This is a genomic window from Streptomyces sp. NBC_00670, assembly GCF_036226765.1.
GTDB lineage: Bacteria > Actinomycetota > Actinomycetes > Streptomycetales > Streptomycetaceae > Streptomyces.
The window spans coordinates 6733204-6751154 of record NZ_CP109017.1 but is presented as its reverse complement, the minus strand read 5'-3'; the positions used below and the strand labels follow the sequence as shown (position 1 = coordinate 6751154).

Below are 17951 nucleotides of genomic sequence, written 5' to 3'. Positions count from 1 at the left end.
TGGGTGGGTCGGGGCTAGGGGGTGCCGGCGGGGGCGGGCTCGCCGTGCCGGGCGGGGTCGCCGTGCCGGGCGGACGCGCGTTTGCCGCGGCGGGGACCGGTCGCCGCGCGCGGCTTTCCCGCGACCGGCGGCAGCGTCCGTACGGGGGCGGTGCGGGGGGTGGGGGCGACGTCGGCGCGCAGCAGGCGTTCGGCGGCCTGGGCGGCCTCCCGTGCGCAGCGCTTCCCCATGAGGGTGCAGAGGGTCTGGCCCATGCCCTCGAAGCCGGCCCGCACCTCGGGGTCGTCGGGGGCGGCGAGCATTCGGCGTTCCCATTCCCGGTACCGCTCGAGATGGCGGGCGACCTCGGCCCTGGCAGGCGTCAGCATCGCACCGGTCACCTCCTCTTCCTCTGGACTGCCGCGGGGGGGTCCGGCCGTGCGGTGCGCGGCCGGGGAGATTCGGCGTCGGGTGAGGGCCGCGCACACGGACACGTCGCCCGGTCACGGCCCTCGACACCTTTCACTCATGGTGCACGCAACATCACGAAGCGTCCTGTTCGGTTTTCAACCATCCCGGTTCGCTTCGGCCCTTTCCGCCGCACTCACCGCGGGATACCCCCGCTCGAGTTGCGCGGATGGAGTAGCCCTCCCACCCTGGGAGTGACTCAGGAGCGATGTCCGCTCACGCTTCGTGATCGGGGCTCGGCCCAGAAGGGCGAGGAGGAGCGAGAGCTTCGCCGGTGAGGAGCCAACGACAATGAAGACCGCAGCACCCTGTTACTACCACCTCGAGGTGGACGTCACCCCGGAACGGATCGACCAGGTCCGCCGGATCCTGACCGCCCACCTCCGGTACTGGAACCTGGAGGCGCACGCCGAGACCGTCTGCCACTGCACCGACGTGCTGCTGCACACCATCGCCCAGCACGCGGTGGACAAGAACACCACGCTCGAGATGTGGTGGAACGGCCAGCACCTGATCACCGCCGTCCAGGACAGTGAACGGGACATCCGGCCGCACTACGCGCCGAGCGGCTGTCTGGCGCAGATCGCCGCGCTGAGCGACGGCTGGGGGTGCTGTGCCACCGCCGGCGGCGGAAAGATCATCTGGTTCTCGCGCCGTGCGCGGTCCGCGGAGCGGGCCCCGCTGGTGGCGCCGTCCCCCACGCCCACGCTCAGCACGGCGCTCGGCGTGCCGCGCGCCCTTCCGGTGCCGGCGCTGGCGTTCTCGGAGGAGGTGGGGGCCGGGGTACGCGCCTGACCGCGCAGCACGCCCGACCGCGCGTCACGCGGTCACCGACCGGGTCGCCGGGCAACTGTCCGGCGGCCCGGGCGTGTGTGCCGGGCATGTGGGTGCGGCCGTGGTTACCGTCCGTGCGGCCTGGGGAACTCACCGGCGTGACCACTGGGGCGAACGGGGAAGAGGGGCCGTCGAGCATGGAGCCGTCCGGGGAGCCGCGCAGCCGGTCGTGGCTCGGTGAGCTGCGCGGGCGGGCGAAGGAACTGGAGCTGCTGCACCGCGCCATGGGGTTCGCCACGCTCGCACTGGTCACGCTGGCGCCGCTGCTGATCGTGGTGGCCGCGGCGGATCCGCTGGGGCACGGGGGGTTCGCGCTGTGGCTGGTGGACGGCATGGGGCTGTCCGGCCGGTCCGCGGCGGCGGTCCGCGAGGTGTTCACCCCGCCCAGCCGGGTGGTGGGCACGACGAGTGTGTGGGGTGCGGTGCTGCTGGCCGTGTTCGGGCTGTCGTTCGCGGCGAGTGTGCAGAACGGGTACGAGAGGATCTGGGGGCTGGCGGCGGGGCCCTGGCACCGGGTGTGGCGGCAGTTGGTCTGGCTGGTGGTGCTGATGGCGTACCTGTACCTGCAGGTGCAGACGCGGTCGGTGCTGGAGGGGTCGTACCGGATCGCGCTGAGCGCGGGGACGGGGTTGTTGTTCTTCTGGTGGGGGCCGCGGTTTCTGCTGGGGCGGCAGGTGAGGTGGCGGGAGCTGTTGCCGGGGGCGGTGACGACGGTGGTGTGTCTGGGTGGGCTGCGGGTGTTCTCGATCCTGGTGTTCACGCCGCTCGTGGTGACGAACGCGGTGAGTTACGGAGCGGTGGGGACGGTGCTGGTGGTCGAGTCGTGGTTCGCGGGGGCGGGGTTCGTGGTGTACGGGGGCGCGTTGTTCGGGCGGATGGTGTGGGAGGGGGTTGCCTCCCGGCGGGCGTAGGAGGTTTTTCGCCCCCGCCGCCCCTACCCTCCCCCAAGCTCTCAACTTCGTTCGAGCAGGGGGGACCCCCATCGTCCCTTCAAGGGGCTCCGCCCCTTGGACCCCGTTGGGTGCGTTGTCGGCTGACCGCCGGTGGGGGTGCGCCGCGCAGTTCCCCGCGCCCCTTGAAAGCCAGGGGCGCCCCAGTCTTTCAGGGGCGCGGGGAACGGCGCGACCGGCCACGACGCACCCGCAGTCGCCAACGCACCCGAACCCCCCGAGCTCTCAGGCCCCATGGTTCACAGGGGACCGTTGGGGTACTGGGGAACCCTGGAATCGGCCAAGGGTGTCAGTTCCCGGCTCCGCCGGGAGCGTCGGCGCACCGGACGGAGGTCGACCGCGCATGAGCATCACGGGTCTGGACCTGATGAAACCCCGGGTCGTCGTCGCCTCGCTGATGGCGTTGCGGGGCGCGGCGCTGGAGACCGGATGGGCGTACGTGCGGCTGGCCGGCCTGCCGTGGGAGCTGACCCTGCAGGGGGTCAGGGGCCTCACCTCCTGGCTGGGCGGCGGCGACGCGCACCTGGAGGAGCTGGACTGCGCCGACCAGGACGGCCTGCCCGTGCTGTTCGTGCACGGCCTGGCCGACCGCTCGTCGATCTTCACCCGACTGCGGCGGGCCCTGAGCGACAGCGGCGCCGGGCCCTGCTTCATGGCGACGTACAACGCCTTCAACCCCGACATCCCGGAGGCCGCCCGGCTGCTCGGCGAGCAGGTGGAGCGGGTACGGCGGCAGACCGGTGGCCGGCCGGTGTGCCTGGTCGGGCACAGCCTGGGCGGCCTGGTCGTCCGCTACTACGTGCAGCGGCTCGGCGGCGACGCCCATGTCCCGCTCGCGATCACCCTCGGCACCCCGCACGGCGGCACCGCGATGGCGCTGTGGGGCATCCCGCACCCCTTCCTGCGCCAGCTGCGCCCCGGCAGTGGGCTGCTGGCCGAGCTGGACGAGCCGTGCCGCGGCTGCCGTACCCGGTTCGTGTCCTTCTACAGCGATCTGGACGAGGCCGTGATCCCCACCAGCCGGGGCCGGCTGGACCACCCCGACCTGCGGGTGCGCAACGTCCAGGTGCACGGCGTGGGCCATCTGATGCTCCCGGTGGACGGCACGGTGATCGACGAGGTCCGTGCGGTGCTCGCCGAGGGTGCGGGGCTGCCGCTGGCCGGGTGAGCCGGAACCCGGCCGCACACGCAGGCGTACTCCCGCCGCTCGCCGGTACTCGTCGGCACGTACGAGAAGGACGACGAACAGACGAGGACGTCACACCGTGAACGAGCAGCAGCATCCCGGAGAGCAGCACCCCCGCCCGGACTTCCCCGCCCAGGACCAGCCGCACCCCGGCTGGACCGGCCCGATGGACCCGCCCCCGGACCACGGCGAGGACTCCTACCGGGGCAGCGGTCGGCTGGAGGGCCGCAAGGCGGTGATCACCGGCGGTGACTCCGGTATCGGGCGGGCCGTGGCGCTGGCGTTCGCCCGCGAGGGCGCCGATGTGCTCTTCACCCATCTGGACGAGGAGAAGGACGACGCCCGGGAGACGGCCCGTCTGGTGGAGGAGGCCGGGCGGCGCACGGTGCCGGTGTCGTGCGACATCCGGGAGGAGGAGAACTGCCGGGCGCTGGTCGACCGGGCCGTGCGCGAGTTCGGCCGGATCGACGTCCTGGTGAACAACGCGGCCTATCAGATGTCGCAGCCGGACGGCATCGAGGCGATCTCCACCGAGCAGTTCGACCGGGTGGTGCGGACCAACCTCTACGGCCTGTTCTGGCTGTCGAAGTTCGCGCTGCCGCACATCCCGGCGGGCGGCAGCATCATCAACTCCGCGTCCGTGCAGGCGTACAAGCCCAGTCCGCATCTGCTGGACTACGCGACGACGAAGGGCGCCATCGTCACCTTCACCCAGGGGCTGGCGCAGATGCTGGCGGAGAGGGGCATCCGGGTGAACGCGGTGGCGCCGGGCCCGGTGTGGACCCCGCTGATCCCGGCGACGCTCCCGGACACGCAGGAGTTCGGCAAGCAGGCCCCGCTCGGCCGGCCCGCCCAGCCGGCCGAGATGGCGCCCGCGTATGTGTTCCTGGCCTCGCAGGAGGCGTCGTTCATCACCGCGGAGATCGTCAACGCGACGGGCGGCACTCCGCTGCCGTAGGGCCCGAGACGCTCACTCCGGCGGCCCGGTCAGGCGGGCCGCCGAGTCGAGCAGCAGGGCGTGGACGAACGCCTGGGGCAGGTTGCCGCGCAGCTGGCGCTGGGCGATGTCGAACTCCTCGGCGTACAGGCCGGAGGCCCCGCACGCACCCCGGTTGCGTTCGAACCAGCGGTACGCCGAGGCGCGGCGGCCCTGCCGGTGCTCGGCCAGGGCCATGACGAAGCCGCACAGCAGGAAGGCGCCCTCGGCCTGTTCCAGGGGTCTGCCGTCGTGCCGGAAGCGGTAGACGAAATGGTCCTGGGTCAGATCACGGCGGCAGGCCTCCAGGGTGGCGCGGGTGCGCGGGTCCTCGGCCGGCAGCCCGCCCCGTACGGCGGGCAGCAGCAGCGCGGCGTCGACCTTGGGGTCGTCGGGGGCGCGCTGCCAGTGCCCGTCGGGGTGGACGCTGTTCGCGGCGGTGGCCGTCAGGATCGTGTCGGCGAGCCGGGTGCAGGTGTCGGCCAGCGGGTGGCGCGGGGCCGCCTCGGCGACCGCCCGCAAGCCGGCGACGCAGCTCAGCCGGGAGTGGGTCCACTTGCGGCTCTCCAGCTCCCAGATGCCCGCGTCGGGTTCCTGCCAGCGTTCGGCGACGGCGCGGACGGCGAGGGCGACGGCCTTCCAGCCGGTGTCGTCGAGGCGTCGCAGCCGGGCGGCGGCGGCGAACAGCAGCAGGGCCTCGCCGAAGCCGTCGAGCTGGAACTGCTTGCGCACCTGGTTGCCGATCCGGTCGAACCCGCCGGGGTAGCCCGGCAGGTCGAGGTCCCGCTGGTCGGGCACGGGGGCGCCGTGCACGGTGTAGGCGGGGGCCAGGTCGGGCCCGTCGTCGTGCAGCCGCTCGGTGACGAACCGGACGGCGTCGTCGAGGAGTTCGGGCGCCCCGGCGGCGGCCGCGGCCTGCCCGGCGAAGCTCTGGTCGCGGATCCACACGTACCGGTAGTCGTAGTTGCGGCCCTCCTCGGCCCGCTCGGGCAGGCTGGTGGTGGCCGCGGCGACCATGCCGCCGTCGCGGGTGGTCAGCCCGCGCAGGACGGCGTAGGCGCGGCGGGCGTCGCGGGGCGCGAGGGTGTTCTCCAGCTTCGGCATCACCCGCCGCCAGGCGTCCTCGGTGGTGCGCCACAGCTCCTCGGCGCGCGGGAGTGCGCGCGGCAGTGGGGAGCCGGAGCACTCCAGGACGAGGTCGAGCCGCTCGCCCTCCGCGAGGTCCAGGTCGGCGGTGAGTCCCTGCGCGCCGGGCACGGCGGACGCGGGTCCCTGCCAGCGCAGGTGGAGGCCGCCGGTGCGCAGCTCCCACACCCCGGGCGCGGGCTGCCGGGGCGGGTCGAGGGGGGCGCGGCCGTAGTCGGCGTGCGGGTCGAGGGCGAGGGTGACCCGGGCCGGGTTGTCGACGGCCCGGAGCTGCCGCAGCAGGATCAGCCGTTCGGGGTCGCCGGGGAAGGCCAGCGCCTCGCGGCACTCGATGATGCCGTCGACGGTCACCCAGCGGCTGCGCCAGATGAGGGTGCCCTCCTCGTAGTACCCGCCGAAGACGTACGTGTCGCGCGGGGTCACGGCGTAGACGCCCCGGCCGCCGATGAGGTTGGCGAAGACGGCGTCGTCGTGCCAGCAGGGGGCGCACAGCCAGCCGATGGCGCCGTCCGGCCCGATCAGCGCGCCCCGTTCGCCGTCGGCCAGCAGCGCGTAGTCGTGCAGGGCGTGCGGCGGGAACGGGTTGCCGGGGGTGTCCGCGCTGCCCGGGCGGGCGCCCGTGGTGCTCATGCTCTCCGGCCTCCCGTCGCACGGGCCCGGTGGCTCCGGTGGTGGTACGGGTGGGTCACTTGCCGTCCTCCGCGCCGGGCCGGTCCGCGCGGCTGCGGCCGCCGGGCAGCATTTCCTGCACCTTGGCCTTGAAGCCCTGCCGGACCATGCCCGCGCGGTCGCTGTCGCCCTTGAGGATGGACGTCGCGGCCGCCTCGATCTGGTCGAGGGAGGCGTGCGGCGGGATCGGCGGCACGGCCGGGTCGGTGACGAAGTCGAGGACGAACGGCCGGTCGGAGGCGAGCGCGGCCTGCCAGGCGGCCTGGACGTCGCCGGGCTTCTCCACCCGCATGCCGTTCAGGCCCACCGAGCGGGCGAAGTCGGCGTAGGCGACGTCCGGGAGGGACTGCGAGGGCAGGAACTGCGGGGCGCCGGACATGGCCCGCATCTCCCAGGTGACCTGGTTGAGGTCCTGGTTGTTGAGGACGGCGACGATCAGCCGCGGGTCCTCCCACTGCTCCCAGTACTTGGCGACGGTGATCAGCTCGGCCATGCCGTTCATCTGCATGGCCCCGTCGCCGACCAGGGCGATCGCGGGCCGGTCGCCGTGGGCGAACTTGGCGCCGATGACGTAGGGGACGCCGGGGCCCATGGTGGCCAGGGTGCCGGAGAGCGAGCCGCGCATCTGGCCGCGCAGCCGCAGGTGGCGGGCGTACCAGTTGGCGGCGGAACCGGAGTCGGCGGCCAGGATGACGTCCTCGGGCAGCAGCTCGTTCAGGGCGTGGGCGACGTACTCGGGGTTGATCGGTTCGGCGTCCACGGCGGCGCGCCGCTGCATCACCTCCCACCAGCGGGCGGTGTCCTTCTCGACCTTCTTGCGCCAGGCGTTGTCCTTGGCGGCCTCCAGACGCGGCAGCAGCCGGCGCAGGGTCTCGCGGGCGTCGCCGACGAGGTTGACCTCGAAGGGGTAGCGCAGGCCGACCATGTGCGGATCGATGTCGATCTGCACCGCCCGCGCCTGCCCGAACTCGGGCATGAACTGGGTGTACGGGAAGCTGGAGCCGATGACGAGGAGGGTGTCGCACTCCATCATCAGCTCGTACGACGGCCGGGTGCCGAGCAGTCCGATGGACCCGGTGACGTAGGGCAGGTCGTCGTCGAGGGCGTCCTTGCCGAGCAGCGCCTTGGCGACGCCGGCGCCGAGCCGCTCGGCGACCTCCATGACCTCCTGGCGGGCCCCGCGGGCGCCCTGGCCGATCAGGACGGCGACCTTGCTGCCCGCGTTGAGCACCTCGGCGGCGCGCTCGATGTCGGCCTCGGCGGACACCGGCGCGTAGTGGGCCATGCCCAGGCTGGAGGGCACCATCTTGAAGGCGTGCTCCGGCGGCGAGTAGTCCAGCTCCTGCACGTCGGCGGGGATGATGACGGCGGTGACGGAGCGGCGGGCCATGGCGGTGCGCATGGCGCGGTCGAGCACGTTGGGCAGCTGCTCGGGGACGGTGACCATCTCGCAGAAGTCGGAGGCGACGTCCTTGTAGAGGCTGACCAGGTCGACCTCCTGCTGGTAGGAGCCGCCCATGGCGCTGCGGTTGGTCTGGCCGACGATGGCGACGACGGGCACGTGGTCGAGCTTGGCGTCGTAGAGGCCGTTGAGCAGGTGGATCGCGCCGGGTCCGGAGGTGGCGGCGCAGACGCCGACCTTGCCGGAGAACTTGGCGTAGCCGACCGCCTCGAAGGCGGCCATCTCCTCGTGCCGGGCCTGTACGAACTGGGGGTGGTTGTCGGCGCGGCCCCAGGCGGCGAGGAGGCCGTTGATGCCGTCGCCCGGGTAGGCGAAGACGTGTTCGACCTCCCACTCGCGCAGCCGCTCGAGGACGTAGTCGGAGACCTTCTTCGACGCCATGTTCGGAACCTTTCCGTGGGGTTGCTGTGTGTGTGGGGGGCAGGGCTTCGGGAGGTGCCGCTCGGCTCCCGGCTACCCCGCTGCCGGGCGCTGTCACGTGCGCACGGGCGTGCGCCGCCCGCGCGGTGGCGTGCGTCAGCCCCGGCGTGTGAGCCGGCGTACGGCGCCGCGGCCCGCCGCCGCGGCGGCCGTCGCGGTGACGGCGGCGGCGCCCGCGGCGGCCGCGGTGGCCGTCCAGCGGGCCGTGCGGGAGGGTCCCGCCGGGCGGGCGGCCAGGCGTTCGGGGTGCTCGCCGGGCAGATGGGCCTCGTCCAGGCCGAGGGCCAGCGCCTCCGCCAGGTGCAGCGCACGCCGCCCGGTGTCGCCCTGTTCGATCTGGGTGCGGCAGCTGAAGCCGTCGGCGAGCAGCACGCTGTCGGGGGCGGCCTCGCGGACCGCGGGCAGCACGCCCTGTTCGGCGACGGCCATGGAGACCTCGTGGTGGCCGCGCTCGAAGCCGAAGTTGCCGGCCAGTCCGCAGCAGCCCTCGTCGAGGACGTCGGCCTCCAGATGGGCGCGGCGCATCAGTTCGCGGTCGGCGTCGAACTTCATGATCGCGTGCTGGTGGCAGTGCGTCTGCACAGTTGCCTGCCGGGCCAGCCGCGGCGGCTCCCAGCCCTCGGGGGCGTGGTGGACGAGCTGCTCGGCGAAGGTGCGCACCTGCCCGGCGAGCCGTTGGACGTCCTGGTCGGCGGGCATCAGCTCGGGTGCGTCGGACCGGAAGACGGCCGTGCAGGACGGCTCCAGTCCAATGATTGGCGTGCCCGCCTCCAGATACGGCTTCAGCGTGTCCAGGGTGCGGCGCAGCACCTTCTTGGCGACGGTGAGCTGGCCGGTGGAGATCCAGGTCAGTCCGCAGCAGACGGGCTTGTCCGGGACGGCGACACGGAACCCGGCGTCGCGCAGGACCCGTACGGCGGAGATCGCGATCGCCGGGTGGAAGTAGGTGCTGAAGGTGTCGGGCCACAGCACCACTGTCCGGGGATCGGCCGGATCCGGCGCGCCGGCGCCGCCGTCGGCGGCCTCCTGCTCCCGCCACCACTGGACGAACGACTGCTCGGCGAAGACCGGGGCCTGCCGCTCCTTCGCCACCCCGGCCACCCATTTGCCCGCCCGGGCCAGTACGGGCGCCTGGAGCGCGGTGTTGACGAGCGAGGGCGCGATCCGGGAGAGCCGGGCCCACAGCGGCAGCCAGCCCATGGAGTAGTGCGCGGGCGGGCGGAAGCGGCCGTCGTAGTGGTGGGCGAGGAACTCGGCCTTGTAGGTGGCCATGTCGACCCCGGTGGGGCAGTCCGACTTGCAGCCCTTGCAGGCGAGGCACAGGTCGAGGGCGTCCTTGACCTCGGTGGAGCGCCAGCCGTCCTTGACGGCGGAGTCGGCGTGCCCGTCGAGCATCTCGAACAGCAGCCGGGAGCGGCCGCGGGTGGAGTGCTCCTCCTCCTTGGTGGCCCGGTAGGAGGGGCACATCACGCCGCCCTCGTGACTGCGGCAGTTGCCGATGCCGACGCAGCGCATCACCGCCCGGGTGAAGGAGTGCTCGTCCTGCGGATAGCCGAAGTGGGTCTCGGAGACCATCGGCGTCCAGGAGGCGCCCAGGCGCAACTGGCCGTCGACGGGGTTGGGGTGGACGACCTTGCCGGGGTTCATCCGGTCGTCCGGGTCGAACAGCGCCTTGAGCTCACCGAAGGCGCCCACCAGCCGCTCGCCGAACATCCGGGTGAGCAGTTCGCCGCGGGACTGGCCGTCGCCGTGCTCGCCGGACAGGGAGCCGCCGTAGGAGGCGACGAGGTCGGCGGCGCGCTCCAGGAACCGCCGGAAGACGGCGACGCCCTCGGCGGTCTTCAGCCCGAACGGGATGCGGGTGTGCACACAGCCCTGCCCGAAGTGCCCGTACACGGACGGGTGGTCGTAGTCGAACTCCTCGAACAGCTTCTTCAGGTCGCGCAGATAGTCGCCGAGCCGCTCGGGCGGGACGGCGGAGTCCTCCCAGCCCTCCCAGGTCTCCCGGTCGTCCGGCGGGCGGGCGGTGACACCGAGGCCGGCCTCGCGTGCCTTGAGCATCCGCTGCTCGCGCTCGGGGTCGTCGGAGAACGCGACCCGGGGGTCCTTCTCGTCGCGGCCGATGGCCCGCAGCAGGGCGTGCGCCTGTTCGTCGACGTCGTCCTGGCTGTCGCCGGCGAACTGCACCAGCAGCCAGCTGTCGCCCTCGGGCAGGGCGTCCAGGGACTCCTCGTGGGCGTGCTCCTCGCGCATGAGCTGCGCCATGCGGTCGTCGAGCGCCTCCAGCTGGGTGGGTGAGCAGTGTTCGAGGAGGTGGGTGACGTCGTCGGCGGCGTGGCAGATGTCGTCGTAGCCGAGGACCAACAGCGACTGGTACTTCGGGACCGGCACCAGGTCGAGTTCGGCGCGCAGCACCGTCACGAGGGTGCCCTCGCTGCCGACGAGGGCGCGGGCCACGTCGAAGCCGTTCTCGGGGAGCAGCGAGTCGAGGTTGTAGCCGGAGACGCGGCGCGGGATCTGCGGGTAGCCGGTGCGGATGTCGGCGAGGTACTCGGTGACGAGGCGGTCCAGGCCGTCGTAGATCTCGGCGCGGCGGCCCCCGGCGGCGGCGATCGCGGCGCGCTCCTCCTTGGAGGTGGGGCCGACCCACATCCGGACGCCGTCGTAGGTGAGGACTTCGAGCCGGCGCACATTGTCCACGGTCTTGCCGTACGCCTGTGCGGAGGCGCCGCACGAGTTGTTGCCGATCATGCCGCCCAGCGCGCAGTGGCTGTGCGTGGACGGCTTCGGCCCGAACTGGAGCTCGTGCCCCGCGAGTTGGCGGTTGAGCTCGTCGAGGACGATGCCGGGTTCGACGACGCAGGTGCGGGCCTCGGGGTCGACGGAGACGAGGGCGTCGCAGTACTTGGTCCAGTCGACGACGACGGCGGTGTTGGTGGACTGGCCGGCCAGACTGGTGCCGCCGCCGCGGGAGAGGACGGGGGCGCCGAAGCGGGCGCAGATCTCGATGACGCGGGCTCCGGCCTCGACGGTGCGGGGGACGACGACGCCGAGGGGGACCTGACGGTAGTTCGAACCGTCGGTGGCGTATGCGCCGCGGCTGCCGGCGTCGAAGCGGACCTCGGCGTCCGCTTCGGCGCGGAGGGCGGCCTCCAGCTGGGGCACCGGGACATCGGCCATGTTCGCTCCCGCGGGGTTTGGGGGTGTTACGGCGGTACGGGTACCCGGGATTGCAGTGTGCAAAGGAGGGGGTTGCGCAGGGGTTCTCGCCCCCGCTGCCCCTACCCGTTCCCACCCTTTAATAGGGCACTGCCCCTTTTACCCCGAATGTGCGGCGAGTGGTGGTCGCTCGCGCCCACGCGGCGGAGCCGCGCATCGATACAGCCCGCGCCCGCCGAACACATGCGCACCCCCCTTCCCGCTGGGCGATCCGCCCACAAGGGCACCGTGCCGTGCACTAGCGTGGGCGCGGTTCGCCGTGTCAGAAAGGCTGAACCGCCCCTTACGCGGGGGTCGCCCGTGCAGAATCCTGGGAGGGTCCCGCTCCAGTACACAGCCGCTGGCGACGGGAGGACATCGGGTGGTCGGAAGTGTCGAGGTGCCGGTCCGTGAGCCGGGCAGTCCGGGGCGGACCCGGACCCTCGTCTACCAGACGTGGGGCGACGAGGACGCGCACCCGGTCTTCCTGCTGCACGGAACCCCCGGCAGCCGGCTCGGCCCCCGGCCCCGCACCTTCGACCTGCACAAGCTCGGCGTCCGGCTGATCGCCTACGACCGGCCCGGCTACGGCGACTCCGGCCGGGACCCGGGACGGACGGTCGCCGACGCCGCCACGGACGTCGACGCGATCGCGCGGGAGCTCCGGCTGCCGCGCTACTCGGTGGTGGGCAGGTCGGGCGGGGGGCCGCACGCGCTCGCGCTGGCCGCGATCAACCCCCGGGGGCGGGTGGCGAGCGTCGCCGCGCTGGTCTCGACCGCCCCGCCGGACGCCGACGGCGCGGAGCTGGACTGGTTCGAGGACATGTCGCCGTCGAACGTCGCCACCTATCGGCTCCTGGACCGGTGCGCGCCCGACGTGGCGGAGCTGGGCGCGCTGCTCGCGCGCAACGCCGAGGCCATCCGCAGCGATCCGGCCTCCCTGCTGCGGTCCCTGGACGAGGAGCTGCCCGCGGTGGACCGGGTCGTCGTCTCCGACGCCGGGGTGCGGCGGATGCTGCTGGTCAACTATCTGTCGGCGGTGGGGCAGGCCCGCTCCCCCGGCGCGGAGCCCGCGCGGATGGACCCGCGGGCACCGCTGGGCTGGGTGGACGACCTGGTCGCCTTCCGTACGCCGTGGGACTTCAAGCTGGCGGAGATCGACCCCTGTCTGCCGGTGCTGCTCTGGCACGGCGAGCACGACGTCTTCGCGCCGCTGTCCCACTTCCGCTACCTCGAACGGCACCTCCCGTCCGCCCGGGCGGTGCTGCAACCCTCCGTGGCGCACTTCGCGGCACTGCCGGCCATGCCCCAGGTCTTCGCCTGGGTGCGGGACCGGGCGGGCTAGGGTCTGTCGTTCGGATCAGGTCGCAGGAGGCTGCCGGTGCCGGTTTCACCGCCGGGTCAGATCGGCGACGGCTCCAGTTCCAGGCAGGTGATCCGCTCCTCCCGCAGCGACCGCACCCGCGGATGGTCCTCGCCCAGCCGCTTGGCCAGGGCGGTGAGCGCGGCCTGGAGGGTGCTCCGCGCCTCCTGCGGCCGGCCGAGCAGACCCAGGATCAGCCCCAGGTCGGCGGCGCAGGTGAGCGTGGAGGGGTGGGTGGGTTCCAGGGCCTCGCGCAGCAGGTCGTACGCCTCCTGGCAGCCCTTGCGGGCCTCCTCCCGGTCGCCGAGGGCGGCGTCGGCCGCGGCGAGGTTGACCCGGCAGACCAGCGTGTAGGGGTGGTGCTCGCCGTTGAGCGCGGTGAACCCTTCGAGGGCCCGTTGCAGCAGTGCCCGGGCCCGCGCCGCCTCCTCGACGGTCCCGGTGTCGCCGGCACTCGCGGGGTCCGGGCCGGTGCCGATGTCGCCGAGCAGCATGACCGCGTAGTTGGCCGAGCACGCCACCGTCTGGGGGTGGTCCTCGCCGAGGCTGTCCCGGAGGTCGCCGAGGACCCGGCGGATCAGCCGCAGCCCCTCGTCCCTGCGGCCCTGCGCGGCCAGGTCGCCCGCCAGGCTCATCTCCACCAGCAGCCGCTCCGGGGAGGCGCCCTTCTCGCCGTCCTGCCCGTGCTTGAGGACATGCTCGACGAGTTCCTGCGCCTCGGCCGGCCTGCCCGTCCGGCGCAGCGCCCCGGCCAGGCCCTTGGCGGTGTTCAGCACGGTCGGTGAGCCCGGGGTGAGCCGGGGGTTCTGCAAGCAGCGGTCGTAGGCGCGCCGCAGCAGCGCGGCGGAGGCCGCGTAGTCGCCGCAGTCCCGCAGGTCGCGTCCGAGGTTCACGGCGGACTCGATGGTCAGCGGGTGGTCGTGCAGCAGGATCTCCTCGCGCAGTTCCAGGGTCCTGGTGTCCAGGGCGCGGGCCTGGTAGTACTCGCCGGACAGCCGCAGGGAGACGGCGAGGTTGTTGGCGGCGCCGAGGGTGCGGGGGTGGTCCTCGCCGTAGATCTCCAGGTAGCGCTGGTGGGTGCGGCGGTCGTGGTCGAGCGCCTCGGCGAGCCGGCCGAGGCCGCGCAGGTCGGCGGCGATGCTGCTGGTGGTCATCAGCACGTGCTGGTCGTCGGGGTCGCGCAGGGTGGCGAGCTGGCGTTCGCGGACCTCCTCGTCCAGGGCCAGCGATTCCTCGTAACGGCCCTGGGCGCGCAGGATGTTGGCGATCTGGAAGCGCATGTGCAGCGTCCAGCGGTCGTCGGCAGGGCCGCTCTCCGTCCAGGTGGTCACGCAGCGGACGCCGAGGTCCATGGCCTGGGTCAGTTCGCCCCGGCGACGCAGTTGGCGCACCCGGTCGACGAGGAGTTCCCGGATGCCGCCCTCGTGGGCGCTCATCGCCCAGGGGGCGCCGAGGTGGGACCAGATGACCCGGTAGCTCTCCCAGGTGTTGGGGTCCTCGGGGTCGTCCTTGCTGGGCCGGGCCGCGATCAGCGTCCGGTAGACCACGTCCCGTGCGGCCTGCCGCTCCTGTTCGGTCATGCTGTCCCGCATGGCGCGCTGCACCAGCCGGTGCACCTGGACGCCCCAGATCTTGCGGTCGACGGTGACCAGGGAGAAGCGGCTGAGTTCCTGGTAGGCGCGGGCGACGGTGCGGGAGTCGCCGAGCGCGCGGGAGACCTCGGCGCCCTCCAGCAGGTCCATGGAGATCGGCTCGGGGCCGAAGTAGGCGCAGATCTGGAGCAGTTGGACGGCCTGCGGGAACTTGCGGCGCAGCTGTCCGAGGGCGAACTCCCAGGTGGCGCCGCTGACCCGGGTGACGTCGCCGACCTTGTCGTCGCCGGAGCCGCGGGTGCGGGCGGCGCCGGTGGCCGGGGACTGGAGTTCGCGGATGTAGGCGCGGGCGCTGACCTTGGACTGCTCGATGCCGGCGGCGGCCTGTTCCACCGCGATCGGGAGGTCGCCGAGCACCTCGGCGATCTGGTCGGCGTCGGCCCGGCCGCAGTCGGGGAGCCGGCCGCGCAGATGGGCGATGCTCTCCTCGCGTTCGAACACGCCGACCTCCAGGGTGTCGGCCCAGCGGCCCCAGCCCTCGGAGCGCTGGCTGGTGATCAGGACGTGTCCGCTGCGCCCGGTGACCATGAAGTCGGGCAGGTTGCCCGCCTCGACCGCGTTGTCCAGGATCAGCAGCCAGCTGCCGTACGGCTCCCCGCGGTCGAGGGCCTCGCGGACGGCCTTGGCGGTGTCGGTGGGGTTCTTCCGCTCGGCCACGCCCAGCGGTCCGGCCATGGCCGCGAACTGCTCGACGGCGAGGTTGCGCTGTTCGGCCTGGATGTGCCAGGCGATGTCGTAGTCGCTCTTGTAGCGGTGCGCGAACTCGCGGGCGAGGAGCGTCTTGCCGACTCCGCCGAGGCCCTTGAGGAGCAGTGCCCTGCCGTCGCCGTCGCACAGCCGTTCGCGGATCTGCTCCAGCAGCGCGGTGCGGCCGGTGAAGGAGGCGGTGCGCAGCGGGACGGACCAGACCGGGGGTTCGGCGCCGGGGTAGCGGGGCATCCGGCGTTCGCCGCCGGTGTAGTGCTCGCGGGCCGCGGGGGCGAAGCTGCGGCCGAAGCAGGCCAGCAGGGTGTCGCGGGCGGCCTCCCCGGTGTCGCAGCGGGTGAGGTCGGCGAGCCGGTCGGTGAACGGGCTGCCGAGCGGCAGCCGTTCGACGCACAGGGAGACCAGGCGCCGGTCCTCCGTCAGGCCGCCGGCCGCGTAGACCGCCTCCCAGGTGGTGCGGAAGCGGGAGGAGCGCAGATAGGCCTCGGAGAGGACGACGAGGGTGTGCGGGGCGGACTCGACGACACGTTCGATCTCCTGCCGGTGCCGGCCGCCCTCGGCGGTGCCCTCCTGGGCCAGGTGGACCTTGAAGCCCGCCTCCTCCAGGACCGCCCCCGCCCACAGCGCCCAACTGCGGTCCTGCGGCACGAAGCTGACGTACACGTCGGTGACGCGGGGCGGCCGGTGCCGGGTGTAGCGCTCCAGGGTGCGGCGGCGCAGGGTCTCGTCGATCCGGGCCATCCGGCGCACCTGGCCGTCGGAGAGGACCTCGGCGAGTCTCTCGTAGGCGGCGAGCAGGCTCTTGGGGTCGCCGGGTGCCTCGCGGAAGGGGGCGAGGGTCTCCTCGTAGGAGTAGATGGGGCGGTAGGGGATCTCCACCCTGCCCCAGTAGTCGTCGGGTTCGGTGCCGGGGGCGAGGTGGCGGCGCAGGATGCGGTCGAAGCGGTACTGGAACTGGCCGCGGGCCGCCTCCAGCCGGTCGGCCTCCGCGTTCTCCACGCGCATGGGGACGGGCAGGATGCGGATGCGGCGGTCGCGGTGCATCTCCTCGATGCGTGTCGCGACGGCGACCGCGCCGTCGATGCTCTGGCTGCTGGGGGTGAAACAGGTGACGAGGGTGTGCGGCAGGTTGACGGTGCAGATGTCGGAGATGTCGTTGAGGCCCGTACGGCTGTCGATGAGGACGTAGTCGTACCGGTCGCCGAACTCGCGCTTGAGGCGTTCCAGGAAGCGGGTGGCGAGCGGGCCGTCCATGAACGGCTTCCAGTCGAACTGCGAGAAGGCGGTCAGATAGCCCTTGTTCTTGGTGCCGGCCGGAAGGTAGTCGAGCCAGCCGCCGTCGGGGAAGTGCCAGGAGACCGGCAGCACACAGCTGTCGAGGGGGAGCATCTCGGCGTACCGGGCCGCGCCGGGCACGGCGACGGCCTCGACCGGGTCGTGGCCGGATCCGGGCGCGACCGCGCCGGTGTGCCGCACCTGGACCAGGGACTCGCTGAAGCGGGAGACGAGTTCGAGCACGCCGGGCGTGGTGCGCAGCTTCTCCTCGTCCAGGAAGGGGTGGAAGAAGCGGTCGAGCCCGGGAGCGTCGAGGTCCCAGTCGACGGCGAGCACGCGGTGCCCCGCGGAGGCCAGGATCCAGGCGGTGTTGGCGAGTGCCATCGTCCGTCCCGTACCGCCCTTGTACGAGTAGAACGTGATGATCCTGCCCTCGTCGCCGGTCATGGCCTGCCCTCCGTGCGGTCCCCGGTGCCACTGCTCCCGGTGGACAAGTGCGAGTGAATGTATCGCAAGTACCGCATCTTGGCGGACTCGGCGAGTTCGCTGAACCACAGCGCGAACACGTCCGCGTCGGGCAGCCCCCGGACCGCATTCTGCTCCCCCGCGCGGCCCTCGCGCAGGAAACGCGGGAAGCACGTGTGCAGCAGCCGGGTGAGCCGCTCGGCCCGCTCCTTGGTCTGCGGGTCGTCCTCGGGCAGCACGCTGAGCACGGCCGTCCAGGGCTGCCGGGCGGTGTCGAACTCCTGTGCCTGGGCGGCGATGCGGGGATCCTCCAGGGCCCACGGATCGACGATCAGCACCCAGGGCGCGTCCGGGACGGCCGTGCTGCGCAGTTCGGCGCGGGGTTTGTCGAAGGCCACCAGGTCGGGGGCGAAGCCGAGGTTGCGGGCGAGGGCGCGCACCTGGTCGGCGAGCGGGCCGAGCGTGGGGCCGTAGGGCCGCCAGTCCTCCGGGGCGGGGCCGTAGCGCGACTCGTCGCGGCCGATGGGGAGCCGGTCCTCGGTGGGCGCGAGGACGGTGATGCGCAGCGGCGGCGGGGCGGGCAGCGGGGCGGCGAACGCGTTGTCCAGGTCGGCCAGTTGGGCTGGTACGGCCCCGTCCGGCAGGGTCCCGTCCGGTGCGGGGACGGTGGCGGCGGCGTGCAGGATGCGCCGGGCCAGCCAGGCGGTGATCCGGCCGGCCTGTTCGACGGCCTGCGCATCGCCCAGTTCCTCACCGAGCTGGAGCATCTGGTGCAGCCCCGTGGCGGCGTACGCCTCCTCCGCCTCGCCGCCGCCCTCGGGCATCGCGGGCAGGTCGTACTGGGCGGCGCGGGGCAGCGCGGCGGGCGGGTACGGCGTCCACAGCACCGGGACGACGGCCGGGGGGCTCGCGGCCGGGCGGGTGGTGACCGCGGTCCAGTGCCGGCCGCACTTGGGGTCGGTGAAGTACCGCTTGGCGTAGAGGGGGACGAAGACGCGGCACTCGGCGAGGGCCCGCAGGGCCTGGCCGGCCGGTGCCCCGGGCCGCTCGACGAAGCCGGCCGCCTCCCCCGCCGGCCCGCCGGCGGCGGCGAGCCGTGCGCACAGCTCGTCGAAGAAGCGGAAGACGAGCCGGTCGAAGTCGGGGGCGCGGCCCGCGCGGTGCACGGGGACGTGCGAATAGCTGAGGAAGAAGAGCGGCATC

The 17951-nt window shown here is 73.1% G+C and carries 11 protein-coding genes; 5 read left to right on the top strand and 6 right to left on the bottom strand.

Annotated elements, in window-relative coordinates:
- Positions 1-14: 14 nt before the first annotated feature.
- Positions 15-368: a DUF5133 domain-containing protein gene (locus OIE12_RS29535; protein WP_329142306.1), complete on the bottom strand. Its 354-nt coding sequence runs from the start codon at positions 366-368 to the stop codon at positions 15-17.
- A gap of 370 nt (positions 369-738) precedes the next feature.
- Here OIE12_RS29535 and OIE12_RS29530 point away from each other — a divergent pair, with 370 nt between their 5' ends.
- The 4 genes from OIE12_RS29530 to OIE12_RS29515 all read left to right on the top strand — a co-directional run bounded on the left by OIE12_RS29530 (position 739) and on the right by OIE12_RS29515 (position 4375).
- Positions 739-1242 (top strand): pep a2, encoded by a 504-nt coding sequence (locus tag OIE12_RS29530; protein WP_329140551.1) that lies wholly within the window; start codon positions 739-741, stop codon positions 1240-1242.
- 176 nt (positions 1243-1418) lie between these two features.
- Complete coding sequence (locus OIE12_RS29525; RefSeq protein ID WP_329142304.1) at positions 1419-2192, top strand: ribonuclease BN; 774 nt, start codon at positions 1419-1421, stop codon at positions 2190-2192.
- Between the two features lie 382 nt (positions 2193-2574).
- Positions 2575-3399: an esterase/lipase family protein gene (locus tag OIE12_RS29520; RefSeq protein ID WP_329140549.1), complete on the top strand. Its 825-nt coding sequence runs from the start codon at positions 2575-2577 to the stop codon at positions 3397-3399.
- A 97-nt stretch (positions 3400-3496) separates the two neighbouring features.
- On the top strand, positions 3497-4375 hold the full coding sequence (locus OIE12_RS29515) for an SDR family oxidoreductase (protein WP_329140547.1): 879 nt from the start codon (positions 3497-3499) through the stop codon (positions 4373-4375).
- A gap of 12 nt (positions 4376-4387) precedes the next feature.
- On the opposite strand, the gene OIE12_RS29510 is transcribed toward OIE12_RS29515, so the two are convergent.
- The 3 genes from OIE12_RS29510 to OIE12_RS29500 all read right to left on the bottom strand — a co-directional run bounded on the left by OIE12_RS29510 (position 4388) and on the right by OIE12_RS29500 (position 11270).
- The gene (locus tag OIE12_RS29510) at positions 4388-6169 is read right to left on the bottom strand and encodes a glycoside hydrolase family 15 protein (protein WP_329140545.1); all 1782 of its coding nucleotides are present in this window, start codon (positions 6167-6169) and stop codon (positions 4388-4390) included.
- A gap of 55 nt (positions 6170-6224) precedes the next feature.
- On the bottom strand, positions 6225-8051 hold the full coding sequence (locus OIE12_RS29505) for a thiamine pyrophosphate-requiring protein (protein WP_329140543.1): 1827 nt from the start codon (positions 8049-8051) through the stop codon (positions 6225-6227).
- Positions 8052-8186: 135 nt separating this feature from the next.
- On the bottom strand, positions 8187-11270 hold the full coding sequence (locus OIE12_RS29500) for an FAD-binding and (Fe-S)-binding domain-containing protein (protein ID WP_329140541.1): 3084 nt from the start codon (positions 11268-11270) through the stop codon (positions 8187-8189).
- A 400-nt stretch (positions 11271-11670) separates the two neighbouring features.
- Between OIE12_RS29500 and OIE12_RS29495 the strand changes: the two genes are divergently transcribed.
- Positions 11671-12633, top strand: a complete 963-nt coding sequence (locus OIE12_RS29495) for an alpha/beta fold hydrolase (RefSeq protein WP_329140539.1) — start codon at positions 11671-11673, stop codon at positions 12631-12633.
- Positions 12634-12689: 56 nt separating this feature from the next.
- Here OIE12_RS29495 and fxsT read toward each other — a convergent pair whose 3' ends face one another.
- Both fxsT and fsxC read right to left on the bottom strand, forming a co-directional pair.
- Complete coding sequence (gene fxsT, locus OIE12_RS29490; RefSeq protein WP_329140537.1) at positions 12690-16730, bottom strand: FxSxx-COOH system tetratricopeptide repeat protein; 4041 nt, start codon at positions 16728-16730, stop codon at positions 12690-12692.
- Positions 16727-17950, bottom strand: coding sequence for an FxsC protein (fsxC, locus tag OIE12_RS29485; protein WP_329140535.1), 1224 nt, complete (start codon positions 17948-17950; stop codon positions 16727-16729). The genes fxsT and fsxC overlap by 4 nt, the downstream gene beginning before the upstream one ends.
- Between the last annotated feature and the right edge of the window lies 1 nt (position 17951).

Coding starts and splice junctions, on each gene's coding strand:
- OIE12_RS29500 (WP_329140541.1), bottom strand. CDS start 11,270: ATGGCCGATGTCCCGGTGCCCCAGCTGGAGGCCGCCCTCCGCGCCGAA.
- OIE12_RS29505 (WP_329140543.1), bottom strand. CDS start 8,051: ATGGCGTCGAAGAAGGTCTCCGACTACGTCCTCGAGCGGCTGCGCGAG.
- fsxC (WP_329140535.1), bottom strand. CDS start 17,950: ATGCCGCTCTTCTTCCTCAGCTATTCGCACGTCCCCGTGCACCGCGCG.
- OIE12_RS29510 (WP_329140545.1), bottom strand. CDS start 6,169: ATGAGCACCACGGGCGCCCGCCCGGGCAGCGCGGACACCCCCGGCAAC.
- OIE12_RS29530 (WP_329140551.1), top strand. CDS start 739: ATGAAGACCGCAGCACCCTGTTACTACCACCTCGAGGTGGACGTCACC.
- OIE12_RS29520 (WP_329140549.1), top strand. CDS start 2,575: ATGAGCATCACGGGTCTGGACCTGATGAAACCCCGGGTCGTCGTCGCC.
- fxsT (WP_329140537.1), bottom strand. CDS start 16,730: ATGACCGGCGACGAGGGCAGGATCATCACGTTCTACTCGTACAAGGGC.
- OIE12_RS29525 (WP_329142304.1), top strand. CDS start 1,419: ATGGAGCCGTCCGGGGAGCCGCGCAGCCGGTCGTGGCTCGGTGAGCTG.
- OIE12_RS29535 (WP_329142306.1), bottom strand. CDS start 368: ATGCTGACGCCTGCCAGGGCCGAGGTCGCCCGCCATCTCGAGCGGTAC.